Origin of the sequence: Acuticoccus sp. MNP-M23 (genome assembly GCF_031195445.1) — a bacterium.
In the GTDB taxonomy this organism is placed as follows: domain Bacteria; phylum Pseudomonadota; class Alphaproteobacteria; order Rhizobiales; family Amorphaceae; genus Acuticoccus.
This window is the reverse complement of sequence record NZ_CP133480.1, coordinates 4,296,105-4,311,285: the sequence shown is the minus strand read 5'-3', so window position 1 is coordinate 4,311,285 and position 15,181 is coordinate 4,296,105. Positions and strand designations below refer to the sequence as shown.

Annotated in this window: 16 protein-coding genes; 15 read left to right on the top strand and 1 reads right to left on the bottom strand. The window is 62.8% G+C overall.

Annotated features, from left to right (window positions below):
- Positions 1-98: 98 nt before the first annotated feature.
- The 14 genes from RDV64_RS19865 to RDV64_RS19805 all read left to right on the top strand — a co-directional run bounded on the left by RDV64_RS19865 (position 99) and on the right by RDV64_RS19805 (position 13,475).
- The gene (locus RDV64_RS19865) at positions 99-380 is read left to right on the top strand and encodes a helix-turn-helix domain-containing protein (protein ID WP_309196694.1); all 282 of its coding nucleotides are present in this window, start codon (positions 99-101) and stop codon (positions 378-380) included.
- Between the two features lie 103 nt (positions 381-483).
- Positions 484-1,230, top strand: a complete 747-nt coding sequence (locus tag RDV64_RS19860; RefSeq protein WP_309196693.1) for a hypothetical protein — start codon at positions 484-486, stop codon at positions 1,228-1,230.
- Between the two features lie 101 nt (positions 1,231-1,331).
- Positions 1,332-1,712, top strand: a complete 381-nt coding sequence (locus tag RDV64_RS19855; RefSeq protein WP_309196692.1) for a hypothetical protein — start codon at positions 1,332-1,334, stop codon at positions 1,710-1,712.
- 84 nt (positions 1,713-1,796) lie between these two features.
- Positions 1,797-4,397 (top strand): DUF5906 domain-containing protein, encoded by a 2,601-nt coding sequence (locus RDV64_RS19850; RefSeq protein WP_309196691.1) that lies wholly within the window; start codon positions 1,797-1,799, stop codon positions 4,395-4,397.
- A 609-nt stretch (positions 4,398-5,006) separates the two neighbouring features.
- The gene (locus RDV64_RS19845; protein WP_309196690.1) at positions 5,007-5,639 is read left to right on the top strand and encodes a hypothetical protein; all 633 of its coding nucleotides are present in this window, start codon (positions 5,007-5,009) and stop codon (positions 5,637-5,639) included.
- A 178-nt stretch (positions 5,640-5,817) separates the two neighbouring features.
- Positions 5,818-6,267 (top strand): terminase small subunit, encoded by a 450-nt coding sequence (locus RDV64_RS19840; protein WP_309196689.1) that lies wholly within the window; start codon positions 5,818-5,820, stop codon positions 6,265-6,267.
- Positions 6,268-6,287: 20 nt separating this feature from the next.
- Entirely contained in the window at positions 6,288-6,800 is a 513-nt protein-coding gene (locus tag RDV64_RS19835) for a hypothetical protein (RefSeq protein ID WP_309196688.1), read from the top strand.
- Positions 6,801-6,890: 90 nt separating this feature from the next.
- Positions 6,891-7,247, top strand: a complete 357-nt coding sequence (locus RDV64_RS23910) for a DUF3489 domain-containing protein (protein WP_375143774.1) — start codon at positions 6,891-6,893, stop codon at positions 7,245-7,247.
- 2 nt (positions 7,248-7,249) lie between these two features.
- A complete protein-coding gene (locus RDV64_RS19830) occupies positions 7,250-9,229 on the top strand; it encodes a phage tail tape measure protein (protein WP_309196687.1) in 1,980 nt (659 codons plus the stop codon).
- A complete protein-coding gene (locus RDV64_RS19825; RefSeq protein WP_309196686.1) occupies positions 9,226-10,044 on the top strand; it encodes a hypothetical protein in 819 nt (272 codons plus the stop codon). The genes RDV64_RS19830 and RDV64_RS19825 overlap by 4 nt, the downstream gene beginning before the upstream one ends.
- Positions 10,045-10,100: 56 nt before the next feature.
- Positions 10,101-11,210, top strand: a complete 1,110-nt coding sequence (locus RDV64_RS19820; protein WP_309196685.1) for a Mu-like prophage major head subunit gpT family protein — start codon at positions 10,101-10,103, stop codon at positions 11,208-11,210.
- Between the two features lie 742 nt (positions 11,211-11,952).
- Entirely contained in the window at positions 11,953-12,666 is a 714-nt protein-coding gene (locus RDV64_RS19815; RefSeq protein WP_309196684.1) for a hypothetical protein, read from the top strand.
- A gap of 127 nt (positions 12,667-12,793) precedes the next feature.
- Entirely contained in the window at positions 12,794-13,156 is a 363-nt protein-coding gene (locus RDV64_RS19810) for a hypothetical protein (RefSeq protein ID WP_309196683.1), read from the top strand.
- An 88-nt stretch (positions 13,157-13,244) separates the two neighbouring features.
- On the top strand, positions 13,245-13,475 hold the full coding sequence (locus RDV64_RS19805) for a hypothetical protein (protein WP_309196682.1): 231 nt from the start codon (positions 13,245-13,247) through the stop codon (positions 13,473-13,475).
- Between the two features lie 40 nt (positions 13,476-13,515).
- Here the strand turns inward: RDV64_RS19805 and RDV64_RS19800 are convergent, their stop codons facing one another.
- On the bottom strand, positions 13,516-14,091 hold the full coding sequence (locus RDV64_RS19800; protein WP_309196681.1) for a hypothetical protein: 576 nt from the start codon (positions 14,089-14,091) through the stop codon (positions 13,516-13,518).
- Between the two features lie 247 nt (positions 14,092-14,338).
- On the opposite strand from RDV64_RS19800, the gene RDV64_RS23905 reads away from it, so the two are divergent.
- On the top strand, positions 14,339-15,124 hold the full coding sequence (locus RDV64_RS23905; RefSeq protein WP_375143773.1) for a DUF3800 domain-containing protein: 786 nt from the start codon (positions 14,339-14,341) through the stop codon (positions 15,122-15,124).
- Positions 15,125-15,181 lie beyond the last annotated feature (57 nt).

Genomic DNA, 15,181 nt, shown 5'->3' with positions numbered 1-15,181 from the left:
TGTGGGGGGACGCAACCCGAGAGCGGCCGAGGCTGCACGCGTCCGTCACTGTGAGCCGGGAGGAGGAAGCACCCGGCTTCAGCTGACGGGGGTAGTCCGTGACCACCACACATGAAGAGATTGAGCGCGCCGTCGAGCGCGCCGTTGAGAAGATGCGCGGCACGCTTCGTGACGAGCTGCGTGCCGAGTTGCTTGGTCAGGCGCCTGCCGAGTACCTGACCACCGCTGACGTCGCGCGGATCATTGGCAAGACCGCGCGTTCGCTGGAGGCGATGAGGGAGCGGGGCGAAGGCCCGCCGTTCGTCCGCCCAACCGCACGCACGATCCGATACCCCCGAGCGGGCGTGGTCGCCTGGATGAACCAGGGGGCGGTGCAATGAACCTCACATACGTCATCAGTTTCCCGGACGGGCTCCGCGCGGATCTTGACGCGTTCATGGAACAGACCTCTGGCGAGCTTCCTCATGCGCGGATGCGGAGGGCGTGCAGGTGAACTTCCATGAATGGATAAGCTCCGGTCACGCTGCGACCTTCCTCACGCACAGCGCGCCGACATTTCGGGCGGCTATTCAGCTGCGTGCAGTAGTGCTCCTCGGCCGGAAGATCACGACCATCACCGAGGCCCAGATGGCGCTGCCACGCCGAGAGGCCGCGCGGGCCGATGCCCTGTGGAAGGCATTTGCGGAATGGACGGAGCTGGTCGGATCGGATCTCGCACGTGAACCGCGCGACGTGATCAACCATGTCGAGGCGCTGGCAGCGCGGGTTGCCGGGGGAGGGTCCCAGCGCCAGAGCGCGACACCGTCGCTTGCGGCTGCCGGCCGTGCGGCACTCCGCGCAGAAGACGATGGTGCCAGCCGGCGGCGCGCGGCTGCCGATGATGAAACCGGCAGAGCCGAGGCGACCCGAGAGCGCCGCAGCGCGGCTGGTAAGCGGGCCGAGGCCGCGAACCGGGCGCGCCGGGAGGTGCCGGCGGTCAAGCGGGCCAGGTGCGTCGAGAGCGGGCATCGCGCCAGGGCGAAAGTCGAAGAGGCGCTCCAAGAGGCGAGGGATCAGGCGGCGCAGCGGGGTGACCAGCTCATGATCACCCGCGAGGCGGCGGACCACCTCGGCATCCGCACGTCGCGGCTCGAAAGCTGGCGGCGCGGCAGCGGAGGGCCTCCCTTCGCCCGCGTGGGGAACACTGTCGTGTATCTCCGAAGTGCGCTTGAGGCATGGCAATCGAAGTAGATTGTATAAGGCTAATTCTTGTAGCATCGGCAAAGTGAACTATACGACAAACTACAGTACAACTATAGTTCTATCGGCATTCGAACAATGGAGTTGTATTCATGATGAGCGACACGATGATCTTTGCGAGCGAGGATGTGGCGCCCAAGGAGGAGCGGGTGATGCGCCAGCTCATCGAGGCGATGGAGGACACGATCCGCGCCGATAAGCAGTGGCTCTCGCTGATGGGCCGGAGCTGCCGCATTCGCGAGGCCACGCTGGCGGAGACCCAGTTCTGGGAATTGGGGGGCGGCAGCCCAAGCCCCGCCGGATACCGCCTCCACGCAGTCATCCTCCTTGCGGGCGACGAGCGGCAGGTGCGCTTCTTCAGCGGGGCCGACGGCTGGGCTGCCGAGGCGCTGTCAGAGGAGGAGGCGATGGTCGAACTTCGGAAGCAGCTCCGCGGGGCCGGGCCGAAGCAACAAGTGTCGGGGCTTGCGTGACGGACGCGAAGTGCTGAAATGGGGTTTCAGAAATGGAGAGCGAAGAGATGCATCAACACGTGGCCCAGATAAAGGATCTACAAAATGAAGAGCAAAAATGGGAAGACTGTAAAAGAAAACCCCGGCGGTGAAACCGCCGGGGTTCAGAGGAGCGCAGGTTATGCCAAAACCCACAGTGTAGCCAGTACCGCCCGAGGAGCTGGTTACTCTAAAAATATAGAGGAACCGCGGCCGGAAGTCGATACCGAATTCTTGTCGGACGATGCGGCGAGCGGGGCAATAAAGGGGAACACCCCCGAGGCGGTCCGCTTCCTTCAGGCCTGGGCTCCGGAAGGTCCCTGGGTCCTCACGTCCATCATCGTGGACGCCGGCAAGACGAACACCCGCACCTTCCAGCGCGGGGAGGAGGACGCGCTCACCGAGTGGGTCGATGAGCGCCAGGGAAAGCAGAACCTCTACTTCACCGTGAACCCGACCATCAACCCGATCACGAAGAAGGCGAGTAAGGAGGACGTGAAGAGCATGGTCGCTTTGCACGTCGATTTGGACCCGCGGGCCGGCGAGGACTTCGCCGCCGAACAGGAACGGACGCTGCAAGTTCTAAAAGAGTTTGACCCCGCTCCCACGGTTATTATTTTTTCGGGAGGGGGGCATCAGGGCTTCTGGATGCTCGACAAGGAGCACCGCACGGACGGCGACGTGAGCCGGGCCGAGGAGCTGGAGGCGTACAACATCCAGCTGGAGGTCCTGCTAGGCGGCGACCACTGCCACAACATCGACCGCATAATGCGGCTGCCCGGCACCATCAACGTGCCCAACGAGCGCAAGAGGTCGAAGGGGCGCGAGCCGGCCCTGGCGCGCGTGGTCGATGAGGACTGGGACCGCGTCTACAGCCTGAAGCAGTTCACCGCGGCGCCTCGGGTCCAGTCCAACGACGATCCGACCGGGGGAGCGACCAAGGTCAGGATCAGCGGCAACCTTCCGACGCTGAACAGCCTCGATGACCTCCCCGCAGGCGTGTCAGCTCGCGTCAAGCAGCTCATCGTCCAGGGGTTCGATCCGGATGAGCCCGGCCGCTACGGCTCCCGGTCAGAGGCTGTTTTTGGTGTGCTCTGCGAGATGGTCCGGGCCGATTGTTCGGACGACGAGATGGCGGCCGTCATCCTTGACCCGGACTATGCGATCAGCGGTCACATCTTGTCGCAGCCGAAGCCGCAGGCCTATGCCGCGCGGCAGATCGAGCGCGCGCGGGAGACGGCCCATTGCCCACAGTTGCTTGAGATGAACGCGCGCCATGCGGTGCTGAAGAGGGGCGGCCGGAGCGGCGGAAAAAGCGGGACTGTAGTGGCGACCTTTGGCACTGACGAGAAGGGCCGGCCGGATGTTGAGCTTCAGACCTTTGAAGACATCGTCAAAAGCTACCAGAACCGGTTCGTGGTCACCGGCCAGAACAAGGACGGTGACGACATCAAGAAGCCACTCGGGAAATGGTGGTTGGACCACAAGAACCGTCGTGAGTACGATGGTCGATTGACGTTTGTGCCGAACGGGCCGGAGGAGATCAACGGGCACTACAACCGCTGGCGGGGCTTTGGTGTCGAGCCGAGGGCTGGCGACTGGTCGATGCTGCGGGACCACATCCGCGACAACCTCGCCGCGGGCGATGGGGAAGCGGACCGCTACATCATGCGGTGGGCGGCGTGGGCGGTGCAGAACCCGGACAAGCAGGCCGAGGTGGCGCTCGTCTTCGTCGGTGAGAAGGGCGTCGGCAAGGGCATGTTCGGGTGGGCCATGAAGGACCTTTTCGGCACGCACTCCTTCTACTGCCAGGCGGGTGACCTCACCGGCCGGTTCAACGCTCACCTCGCCGAGTGCTGCCTGCTGTTTGCCGACGAGGCGGTGTGGAGCGGCGACCGTGTGGCCGAAGCTAGGCTCAAGAGCCTCTTGACCGAGTCAACGCTTGCCATCGAGCGCAAGGGCGTGGACCTCGCCGCGCAGGACAACTTCCTCCACGTCATAATCGCGGCGAACGAGGACTGGGCGGTGCCGGCCGGGATCGATGAGCGCCGGTTCGCGGTGTTCAACGTCGGCAGCGGCCGAAAGGAGGACGAGGTGTACTTCACCGCCCTCAAGCGGCAGATGATGGACGAGGGCGGCCACGCGGCGATGCTCCATGACCTCCTCAAGATGGACCTTGGCGACTGGCATCCGCGCCGAGGTGTGCCGCAGAACGCCGGCCTGATGGCCCAGAAGATCGCCGGCCTCCAGGGCGAGCAGCGGGCCGTCTTCGAGTTGCTGTGGCGAGGCATAACCCCGGCCGTCATCCGCGAAGGGTGGCTGAGCGGGGAGCGCGCGGCGACGCTCACCGGCGACAATGGGAGCGTGTTCATCGCGACCGAGGACCTAGCGCGTTGGGCAAGGACGCAGAGGATCAAGCTGCGGGAGGACAACCGCTCGCTCGGGCGTGCGCTGATCAAGGCAAATGGCGGGCGGACCGCGGTGAAGGAGAAGGTGCACACCGAGTGGGTTCGCGGCTGCTGGCTCCCGAGGCTGCCCGAGGCGCGGGCTGCGTGGTGCGAGGCGAACCGCATCCCGTTTGACTGGGAGGACGGCGCCGAGGTTGAGTGGAGCATCGGTGGTGGGTTAGCCCCTGCCCAAGGGGGGAGCAGCGACGAACCATGGTAATACGGAAAATTAACGTAAAGCATTGAAGCGTAAAGTGAATTCGCGGCTCTCGCCGGATGTCATTCCGTTACGCAGAGAGAAACGGAAAGTGTGTTAAGTGATTGAATCGGCTGGGGAAACCCGGCCGATTTTCCGTTATTCCGTTACTCTCTGCAGAAAATTACTTAAGGATATTTTTTCGGCTCCTGAAGAATCACCTTCGAGGGGTTCATCTCATTCTCTACCAAAATCTAAACGGAATAACGGAATAACGGAATAAATCTCTCTTTTAGTATAAAAAAGTTAATAAAATCAGCAGGTTAGAGTTTTCCGTTTCCTATTCCGTTAGCATTCCGTATTTCTCTGGAGTGTTCTTCTGGGCGAGGGGAGGCGCTGCTTGCCGCTCCAACCCATCTCGTCTCATCGCTGGCTGGCGACCGCGCGCTAACCTCTGGGCGAGGGGTCAGCAACAATCGACTATGGTGCAGCTTCATTGTCGGCGCATCGCCCAAAGAGATGAACAATACAAAGTTCAAACCAATCCTTTTGATACAAGAATTAGTGGTTTCGGGCGGCAGCAAACCAGCGTAATCCTAAAGTTGTATTAAGGGATTGATCTGGAGGGTAGCCATGAGACTTCTTGAACTGATCACCAGAAAGAAGAGTGCGCCGTCGGTGGATGAACTTCAAGTCGCTCTGGGTGACGATGAGGCGAGCATCGAGCAGGCGAACGCCGAGCTGGCGCGGCTGCGCGCGGCCCGGGGAGAGGCGCTGCTCGCGGGGACCGACGCGCAGGTCCAGAAGATCGACGCGGACATCAGCATTCAGGCGATCCGGATTGAACGAGTGACGGCCGCCCGGGCACGCGCGCAGGACCTGCTCGCCGAGGCTGAGGCCCGCGAGGAGGCGGCCGAGCGGCAGCGCGCCTATAGGGCCGCGAAGGCGAGCGTAGCGGACGCGCAGCGCGCGCTGGCGGAGTATGAGCCGGCCTGTCGGGCGCTGCTCGGTGTTCTGCGGCAGCTGTATGACGCTGAGGCGCTGATCCACGCGGCCAACCAGAAACTTCCCGAGGGGGCCACCCCAATTCCGTCGCCGGAGTTCACCGCGCGCGGGAGTGCGAAGGGGGTCAGCCTATCGCGCGACCTGGAGCTGCCTGCGGTGGCGGCGGGCGAGTGGCTGTGGCAGCCGTCCGGGACTGACTTCCAGTTCTCGCCCCCGGGCACGCACGCCGCCGCTACGGCGAAGGAGATGCGAGAGGCGTAGGCCTCCGACACACACCCCACCCCCCAGGTCGGGTCCCTGCAGGCACTTTGTTACAAGCGGGTGTGCGACGGCCCGGCGTGTGGCGCGCAAAAATTTTTTATAAACAAGGTCGCTGCCGACGCGACCAACATGGAGACGGAGAACCGGAGCGATGCAGCCATCACACGAGGAACATAAAGTGAACGTCACCGCTCTGGGCGACTGCTTGGGCATCACCGCGAGGCAGGTTCAGCGCCTCTGCAAGATGGGGGTTTTACAGCGAGAGGACCGTGGCCTGTACGACCTCAAGGAGAACACCCGGCGATATTGTCAGCGTCTCCGCGATAATATTCCCAGCTCGGATCCGAACGCCATCGACTGCCGCCGCGAGCGCGCGCTCTTGGCCCGCTCCCAGCGCGAGCACCAAGAGATGAAGAACGCGCGACAGCGTCAGGATGTCATCGACTGCGACACCGCAATCGCGACCTTCCAGACGGTGCTCGTCCAGATCCGCAAAGCCATGCTCGATGTCCCGGCGCGGGTCCGTAGCCGCCTCCCCAACATGTCGCCTTTCGACATCAACGAGTTGGACCGCGAGATCCGGCAGGGCCTTGCTTCGGCGGCCGACGGCGGGCGGGGGGGCGACTGATGGAAATGGAACCGCCACACATGAGTTCCGCGCTGGCGCTCGCCGACCTGCTTGGGCTCACCCGCGCCGGCATCTCAGCGCTCGCCGCTTCCGGCATTCTGGAGCGCCGCGCCGATGGAATGTTCGACACGGCCAGCTCCGTTCAGAGGTACTGCGCCCACCTGCGCGACGCCGCCCAGGAGGGCACCACCATCGTTTCGCTCGCCGCGGTATGTGATGCTTTCGAGGCCGATTGTATGCAGGTCCGCCGCGCCGTCCGTCGGCTACCCGATTGCTTCAGCGGAAGTGAGCACGACATCGTCAGTCGCGAGGTCGGCCGGGCATTGGTCGCAGCCTTCACAGATGCGCGCCTTCCACTACCAGCCGGCATCGACCTCTTCACGTCGGCCCGCGCCACGTCGGCCCTCGCCGCCGCCCGCCATACGCTGTGCACCGCCATCCGAGACGACCTGCTCAACTGCCCCGGCGCGGATACCTTGGGCGAGGCGGGCTGGTCGCGCCTTGAGAAGGAGCTGAACGATGCCCTCCAATAACCTCGACTTTGTTTTCGGCCGGCTCTTCGTTCTCTCCGCTCGCGAGATCGAACTGCTCCTGAATGCCCAAAAGCAGAAGGACGACGCAAAATGAGTGCAGGCTGCAACCTCCGTCCTAAGCCCCTAGAACAAGTCAAGCCGTGCCGCGCCGGGACGAAGCGGGCCACGCTGATTGACATCCTCGCCCGGCCGAAGGGCGCGACGCTCGCCGAGCTGATCGCCGCGACCGCGAGCGGCCGTCGCCCTTGGGCGCAATCGACTGCGCGCGCAGCCCTGAACTGGGATGTCCACACCGTGAAGGGTTACGGCATCCGCACGACGCTCCGCTCCAGCGGCGAACACTGCTTCCACCTCGTGCTCCCGGCTGGGCTGGAACACCCACTCAGACATCTGCCTCGCACGCCATCCAAGCGGAGCGGCGGACCCTCAAGCGACGGGGGGCGCTGAGCATGGCAACCTTAAACAGCAAGCTGGTCCTCACTCTCGTTGACAAGGTCTCCGCCCGGGCGCGTACCGTCTCGGGCAACCTTGACCGCCTTCGCGGCCAGATGGCCCGGAACCAGGCCGCGATGGCGGGCATGCGCTCCTCCATGTTTGAGGCGGCCGGCGTCGGCTATGCCCTCTACAGGGGTCTCAAGGCCCCCATCTCCGTCGCCGGCTCCTTTGAAGCCTCCATGAACCGTCTTCAGGCGAACCTTTCCAGCACGACCTCCGACATGGCGGTCATGTCAAAGATGGGGCGCCAGCTCGGCCGTGACACGCAGTTCAGCGCGACGGAAGCAGCGAACGCGATGGAAATGCTGGCCAAGAACGGCCTCAACTTCGCGCAGATCACGGGGGGTGCCACGGCCGCCTCGCTCAACCTCGCTGCCGCCACGGGTTCAACCCTCTCTGACGCCGCGGACCTCGCGACCGACGTCATGGCCAACTTCAACAAGACGGCGGGCGAAATGCCCGGCGTGGCCGACCAGCTTGTTGGTGCAACGATCCGCTCCAAATTCTCGTTCAACGACTTCGTGCTGGCCGTCGGTCAGGCCGGCGGTGTCGCTGGGCAGGTGGGCGTTGAACTGGAGGACTTTGTAGCCACCATCGCCGCGACCTCTTCGGCCTTCAAGTCCGGCTCCGACGCGGGCACCTCCTACAAGACGTTTCTCAGTCGACTGAACCCTGAGTCGAAAGAGGCGGCCGAGATGATGGAGCAGTATGGACTATCATTCTTCAACGCCTCCGGTGAGATGAAGTCCATGGAGGAGATCGCGCAGTCACTTCAGGACGGTCTCGGGGACCTGAGCGAAGAAGCAAAGATTGACGCCACCAAGACCATCTTCGGCATCGACGCGATGCGGACCGCGCTGGCCATGTCCAAGCTCGGGGCCGAGGGTATCCGGGAGATGAAGTCCGAGATCGGGGACGTGTCGGCCGAAGAGATCGCCGCTGCCCGGATGAAGGGCTGGGAAGGCGCCGTGAAGCGCTTCCGGAGCGCCATGGAAGATGTCGGCATCAGCCTCGGCAACACGCTTCTTCCCGGCCTGACCGCGCTCCTCCAGAACCTTCTCCCGGTCCTGAACGCGATCTCCCTCTGGATTGAACGGAACCCCGAGCTGACCGCGACCATCGTCACGCTGACCTCCGCCCTCATCGCGCTGAAGGTTGCCTCCGTCGCTGCCCGGTGGTCCTTCCTCTGGATGCGCGGGGCGGGTCTGACGGCGGCCATCGGCGGGATGGCTTCGATGACGGCCGCCTCTCGCGCGCTTTCCTTCGCGCTTCTCCCCTTGGGCTCAGCCGCCCGGGGCGCGAAGCGGGCCATGATGGGTTTCGCTGCAGCCGCCGCCATCGGTGGTCTCCCCTCGGCCGCGAAGATCGCGGGAGTGTCCGCCGCCTTCCGAGTTCTCCGGGGCGCGATTGTTGCCGTGCGCCTCGCTCTCATCGCCTCCGGGATCGGCGCCGCTATCGTCGCGCTGGCCGTCGCCGGCACGTGGGTCTACACCAATTGGAGCGGGATCAAGGAGATGTTCCGCGGGATCGCAGAGGGGATCAAGACCTCATTCCCCGCCGCCACCGCGGTCATCGACGGCCTCGGGAACGCGGTGAACAAGGTCTCCGGCTGGATCGGAGATGTCAGCGAGGCGCTGTCCGGGACCGATGAAGAGTTCCGCGCCCTGGGTGAAGCAATTGGCGAAACCATCGGCGGAAAGCTTCAGTCCGCGGCCGATACCGTCCGCGGGGCCTTCCAAGGCGCACTCAACATCGTCAACAAGATTAAGGCCGCGATTTCTTCTCTGACCTCCTCCATCGCGAACATCTCCTGGCCCGAGGCTCCCGTTTGGGTAAAGGACCTGTTCGGCTCGGAAGGGGAGACCTACGGCCCGCCGCTACCGGACCGTGTCCCGTCAATGCCGCTCCCCCCGCCGCCAACTCCAACAATATGAACGCTTTTTTGGGGGCGCTCGCGGGCCGGCCGACGGAGCCTGTGGTTCCACCCGCGGATCTCCCGAACCTGGAGCGCGCGCTGGCGCTCGTGGAAAAGATTGAAGCCATCCGAGCGGCCAACCCGGGTCGCGCGGGGAACGCTCTCCTTCGCGAACCCAGCCGCGAGCTGCAGACCGAACTTGCTACCCTAGGCCCGGCCGCCCAGAAGGGCATCGGAGAGTACCAGGCCGCGCTCCGGGCCGGCGGTGGACAGGTTACGGCCGAGGCCGAGCGGATCGCAAATCAGCTCCGGTCGTCTCTGGAGATCACGGTCAAGCCGATTGTTGACAGCAGCTCCCTCACCGCGGCCGAGACCGCCGCCAACTCTGCGACACGGGCCGTCCGTGCCTTGGGCACAGCTCAACGGGCCGCCGCCAACGCCAACGCCAACTCGGCCGCTGCCTCGATCCCCGTCCAGGCCCGCGCGAAGGGCGGACCCTACCGCGCCGGCCTTCCGCTGCTGGTCGGCGAGCGTGGTCCCGAGCTGCTGATGCCGAAGGTGCCCGGCCACGTCTTCAACGCCGTCAAGACAGCGTCGATGCTACAGCCCCGGGCGCGCTCGCCTCACTCGGCTGCGGCGTTGGGCTCTGGCGCTCCATCCAACAACGCATCGAGCCAGAGTGGCGCGGCGGGCGCCGTGTCCACGACGACAATCTCAGTCGGCCCCGTCCACATCCACGGTGCGCCGAACATGAGCCCGAGCGACATGGAGCGGCACCTGGAGCGCGGTGTCTCCCGTGCGATCCGCAACTCGTTCAGCGACGGGGCGGCCTGATGGCTGACCGCCCCGCGCTCCACCGACCTCACCACCCAACAGAACAGGATCCAATCATGACCTACCATCAACGTGCACGCATCACCGGCGACCAGCGAGACCGCTTCCGCGAGGGCGCAACCCGCGCACTGCTCGCCCGCTCCGGAATGCCGAGCGGTGAACAAAACGAGTACACCGGAATGTCCCTCATGGCGCTCGCACAGCAGGCCGTGATGCTGGCGACCGGGAAGGCGTCGACAAACCCCGCCTCCGATGCGCTTGGGCTCTCCATGGCCGCCGGCGGAATGCAGTCCACGTCCGACTTCGTCAACATCCTCGCCAACGTCGCCAACAAGTCGATGCTGAAGGGGTACAACGAGGTTGAGGAGACGTTCCACCTGTGGACCGCGAGGGGCGAACTGCAGGACTTCCGGCCGGCGTCACGGATCGACCTCAGCTCCTTCCCCAGCCTCAGCGAGGTGCCCGAGGGGGCTGAATACAAGTACGCGCAGCTCAGCGGTCGCAGCGAGACGATTCAGCTGGCCACATACGGGCGGATGTTCGCCATCACCCGGCACGCAATCATCAACGACGACATCGGGGTGTTTACCCGCATCCCGAACCGGATGGGGCGCGCGGCCCGCCGGACCATCGGCAATCTCGTCTACGCGATCCTGACGGGCAACCCGGCCTTGTCCGACGGCATTCCGCTGTTCCACGCCGACCACGGCAACCTCGCAGGCAGCGGGGGCGTGCCGTCCGTGCCGGCGCTCGATGCGGCGCGCTCGTCAATGGCGGTGCAGACCAGCGCTGAAGAGGCCGGCATCTTCGGCACGCGCCCGCGCTTCCTGCTCGTGCCTGTTGGGCTCCAGGGCACTGCCAGCGTTGTCGTCGGCAGCGAGTTTGATCACTCGGCTGCCACGCTCGGGAAGCCCAACACCGTCCGCGGGATGGCCGAGGTCATCTCCGATCCGCGCCTTGACCTCGCCTCCGCGTCAGCGTGGTACCTTGCCGCCGATCCGAATTCGACTGAGACCATCGAGGTGGCCTATCTCGGCGGCCAGGACACGCCGACCATCGAGCAGCAGCCGGGTTGGGCCTCGGATGGTGTCGAGTTCAAGGTGCGCATCGACGCGGGCGTGAAGGCGATGGGCTGGCGCGGCCTGTACCGGAACCCGGGCGAGTAGCTGGCTGAGGCAGATTTCCGCGTTCGACCGCGGGCAACATTCACGAGCGCTGTTTCTGCCCTGCCGTGGATGCTGAAGCCCCGGCGCGACTTTCTCTAGGAACTTGGCCCCGCGGTGCATTGGAGCGCGGGGCCTTCAGCTGGTCGGTTGCGCAATCTGCCTACCCGGCAAAGGCAGCATTACCTTTGGCTAGACAATAGCTGGCGAAGTTGTGTTTCAAGTAACTGAATTTTTCGATCAGCTTGGTCTACCTTTTGCTCAAGGCTCTTAACAACGGTGCCAATGTTGAGGTAATCGATCACGCCCAAAATCGCGTTGCACTGAGTGCAGCAGACAGCGAGAAGTTTATACCGCGACTGGGCCGGCTCAATCTCGGTAATTTTTGTTCCAGACCCGCCGCAGTGACCACACTTTGCAAACCCGAACATAGAACATCCTCTCAATAAAGATCCACGTTAACCAGAATCAATTACTTTGCAAAGGGCATAGTCAAGCACCACAAGTCGCGGAAAGCCCTGCGAGGTAGCTCTCACAGGTCGCCGGGGTACTCTCTGCCTAGATCGGAACCACCTACCGCGCCCTCACGCGGGCGCAGAGCCAACACCGCTCTGCCGCTGTTACACCCCACGGCGCGTCGTCCACCACCACGCCTCGCGCATCTAGGCCAGCCGACCGCCGGCCTTGACGCCACTGCGCCGTTGCCCGTCTCATCGCCCTCCTTGGGCATGGGGAGGACGGGGCCATGGACAGAGACGAGCACCGCGTCGCCGTGAAAGCCGCCGCGGACGCGATCCGCGACGCCACGCGAGCGGCCATCACCGGCAAGCAACCCGCCTATGGCCAGAAGGGTAAAGCGCGGCGGCGGGCGATAGACGCCTTCGCGGGGCTAACGGAGTGGGAATGGCGCCGGCTGGCCTCCGGCATCTCGCGGGCCGCGTTTCCGGACCAGAACCGGTTCCGCCCCACCCGCGAGCGCCAACGCACGGACGATTCAACGCGCTACTCCAGCGACCTAGATCGCAGGGACTGGACAGCCGCAAAGGCCGCGGTCGAGCGGGCCGCTGTCGCGCTGCGGGAGGCTTACGAGGCCCTGGGCGGAAACATCAGTGAGGGGTGCGGAAAGCGCGTGCCGCGGATAGTGGAGCTCATCGGTGGTCGCGAGCACGAAGACGCGCACGAGGCGATCTATGAGGCGCAGATCCTCGTCAAGGGAGCGTTAAAGTCATTTGGTGATGGCCCGCGGCCGGAGGACATCGCCTCGCGGGCATTTCCGGCGCTGACTACATTCTGGACGGACACCCTTGGCCTGCCGCGCGACCGCGGGCTGTTTACCGAGTTTGCAGGCGCGGCGCTGGTCGAAGCTACGCGGCATCTGTCTCCCGATGAGCCATGGCCGGAACTCGCCAAGAGGAGGGGGCTGGATCGGCTCGTTCGCGAATGGGCGGCAGAGCTGTAAAGTCAAGCAGAATTTTGCACCCCACCGGCCGTGCAACTTTACGCGTGTCTTCTGGGCGTGGTCTGCGCATCTTCGGACTGCAAGCCGGGGATGCTCCCAGGCTGATCGCAGTAAAGGAGAATTAAAAATGACGGATCACTCATTTGACGGCGCATCGGCGAAGTTTGTGAAAAAATCTGGTCTCCACAACATCTACAAAGACGAGCATGGATCACGGTGTCTTGTTGCTAGCCGGCGGGGTCCGGGAGATGGGGTCTTCGTGAATTCAATTGCATTGAGCGAAATTGATGCGAATGACTTCGTGAGGCTGATAAGCGAGGCGATGGACAGGATCGTCATGAAAGCAGACCTGCCCGAGAAGGAGGAGCGCGATGGGCGGCGGGGCGCTTTTCGGCTCTACGAGCCGGAGGACTTTGACACTCCGCCATACCCAGCGGAGGCGGATGACACGCATCACGCTGGCACGGAAGAGCAACGCCCGCCGTTCTGAACAACCCGGTCGAAAAGCCTCTGGGGAGCGGGATCCGCTCCCCCGACCTGTGGTAGCATTGTGCCGGTTCAATTTGTGGAGCGGCACCGTGGATGTAGTAGTCAGGCCCTGGCGCTATCAGCGCAGCAAAGTCGATGAGACGAGAAGCGTAACTATCGTGGTCGAGACGGACGCGGGGGTGGGCACTGTTCCGCTACCGCTGCCGTTCACGCATGGTGAGGATAAGGACGCCGATTTCCATGAGGCCTTGCGCGCATTTGCCGAGGCGGTGAACCAGTACGCAGCGACGAAGCCGCCCTATGTCCGACCTAAGGATTGACGTAGAGTCACGGATCTTGGAACCCCAGAGAGATGGATCGCTAGTCGTCGCCCTTCGGCGCTTCTATTTTGTCAGCCTCCTCATGTATTGCTCGGATCTCATCAACCACTTTCTCGACACAAAGTCGGTTTCCGAGCCAATGGACACCATCTTTTATGATGGTGCTTGTAGCGTCGGCTGTGATACCAGCCTCCTGACGGACAAACTTGTCTTTATGGTGGCCTCCGCCGGAAAGATAGCCATCCTTCCCGTAAGCGTGCTCGATCATATTTCGGATTTGCTTTCCCTCTTTTTGAAGGTGATTGGCGCGGCTGTATGGAGGCTGGATCGATGGGAACAGATACTGTGATCGCTCTAGCACTCTTATCAACACGCCCATGGCGGTGACGAAATTGTATCCGGCGAGGGTCGTTTGCTTTTTCAAGTCATCGAGGTTGGTGCGGACGTCGCTTCGCGTAGATATGTCTTTATTAAACATATCAGCGATTGCCGCTTGGAATGCATTGCTTGATGAAAAATAGCGGTCAGCGTTGTTTAGAGCAGCCCAAAGCCAGAAAGTCAGCTCATGATGATCCCACCAAGTTGGGTTTTGTGGTTGCGGTGATCCGTTCGACATGCAATCTTCCGAGGTTTAAAGTGACGGGGGCAAAAGCACGAAAACGAAAAGCGCATGGACCATGCGCTGCGTTGTGCGTTTAATGCGCATGCCAACCCAAACAATCGTCGCGAGGAAGGCGAGCGTTCCTACAAGTTGGGTCCATGAAAATCGTCACAGCTGTTAATTCATTGGCCCGCTTCCTGGTCTGCTTTCGTCGATTATAGATTTCGGACTTATTCCTACCCCATGTTTCAAGGCATATTCGGTGTCCCACTCTTATCTCGCCTACATTGATGAGTCGGGGGACGATGGCCTGTCGGACTTTCGGACACCGGGTCAGCGGGGCGGTGCCTCTCGCTGGCTTGTAATTTCCGCGTGCGTCATCCGAGCAAGCCGTTCGCTCGATGCTGTTGGGTGGCGCGACGAAGCTTTGCGGTTAGCGGGGCGGACATCTAGAGAGCTTCACTTTCATAAGTTGTCGCACTCGCAGAAAAAGGTGGTTGCAGCGGCGATTGCTAGAAAAGAGCTTCGCTTTTCGGCTGTACTGGGCAAGAAGGACACGTCTGAAGCGTCTCCGTTCACAAGGAAGAACCAGTTATATTGGTATCTAACAAGGTATTTGATCGAACGGATTTCGTGGCTATGCCGAGACTTTCGCGGCCGGGTTCGTGAGGGCGACGGTCGCGTGCAAATCACGTTCGCCCGTCGCGGTGGGATGGACTACAAAGACTTTCAATCGTACCTTTTTAATTTAAGAGATAATATGGATACCACCATACATTGGCCGGTTATCGATATCGATAGCGTCACTGCTACAGAGGCCTCGCGGCTAGCATCCCTTCAGCTCGCTGACTGCGGCGCTAGGGCTGTCGCTGAGGCATTCGAACCGGACATGTATGGAAACGTCGAAGGCACGTATATCCGCGCTCTACGGCCGCGGCTATACCACCGTAGCGGTAATTATATGAGCTATGGGCTCAAGTTGCTTCCGAGCGAGGAACGCGCGGCTTTGACCGATCAGCAGCACGCGGTCCTCCAGCACTTTAAATGAAGGTCTGTGAGCGGCCCCCCGGGCCATGATTGCGGATAACCGCCTGCAGCCTGTTCG

Coding starts and splice junctions, on each gene's coding strand:
- RDV64_RS19830 (WP_309196687.1), top strand. CDS start 7,250: ATGGCAACCTTAAACAGCAAGCTGGTCCTCACTCTCGTTGACAAGGTC.
- RDV64_RS23910 (WP_375143774.1), top strand. CDS start 6,891: ATGAGTGCAGGCTGCAACCTCCGTCCTAAGCCCCTAGAACAAGTCAAG.
- RDV64_RS19855 (WP_309196692.1), top strand. CDS start 1,332: ATGATGAGCGACACGATGATCTTTGCGAGCGAGGATGTGGCGCCCAAG.
- RDV64_RS19825 (WP_309196686.1), top strand. CDS start 9,226: ATGAACGCTTTTTTGGGGGCGCTCGCGGGCCGGCCGACGGAGCCTGTG.
- RDV64_RS19810 (WP_309196683.1), top strand. CDS start 12,794: ATGACGGATCACTCATTTGACGGCGCATCGGCGAAGTTTGTGAAAAAA.
- RDV64_RS19845 (WP_309196690.1), top strand. CDS start 5,007: ATGAGACTTCTTGAACTGATCACCAGAAAGAAGAGTGCGCCGTCGGTG.
- RDV64_RS19815 (WP_309196684.1), top strand. CDS start 11,953: ATGGACAGAGACGAGCACCGCGTCGCCGTGAAAGCCGCCGCGGACGCG.
- RDV64_RS19835 (WP_309196688.1), top strand. CDS start 6,288: ATGAGTTCCGCGCTGGCGCTCGCCGACCTGCTTGGGCTCACCCGCGCC.
- RDV64_RS19820 (WP_309196685.1), top strand. CDS start 10,101: ATGACCTACCATCAACGTGCACGCATCACCGGCGACCAGCGAGACCGC.
- RDV64_RS19850 (WP_309196691.1), top strand. CDS start 1,797: ATGAAGAGCAAAAATGGGAAGACTGTAAAAGAAAACCCCGGCGGTGAA.
- RDV64_RS19800 (WP_309196681.1), bottom strand. CDS start 14,091: ATGTCGAACGGATCACCGCAACCACAAAACCCAACTTGGTGGGATCAT.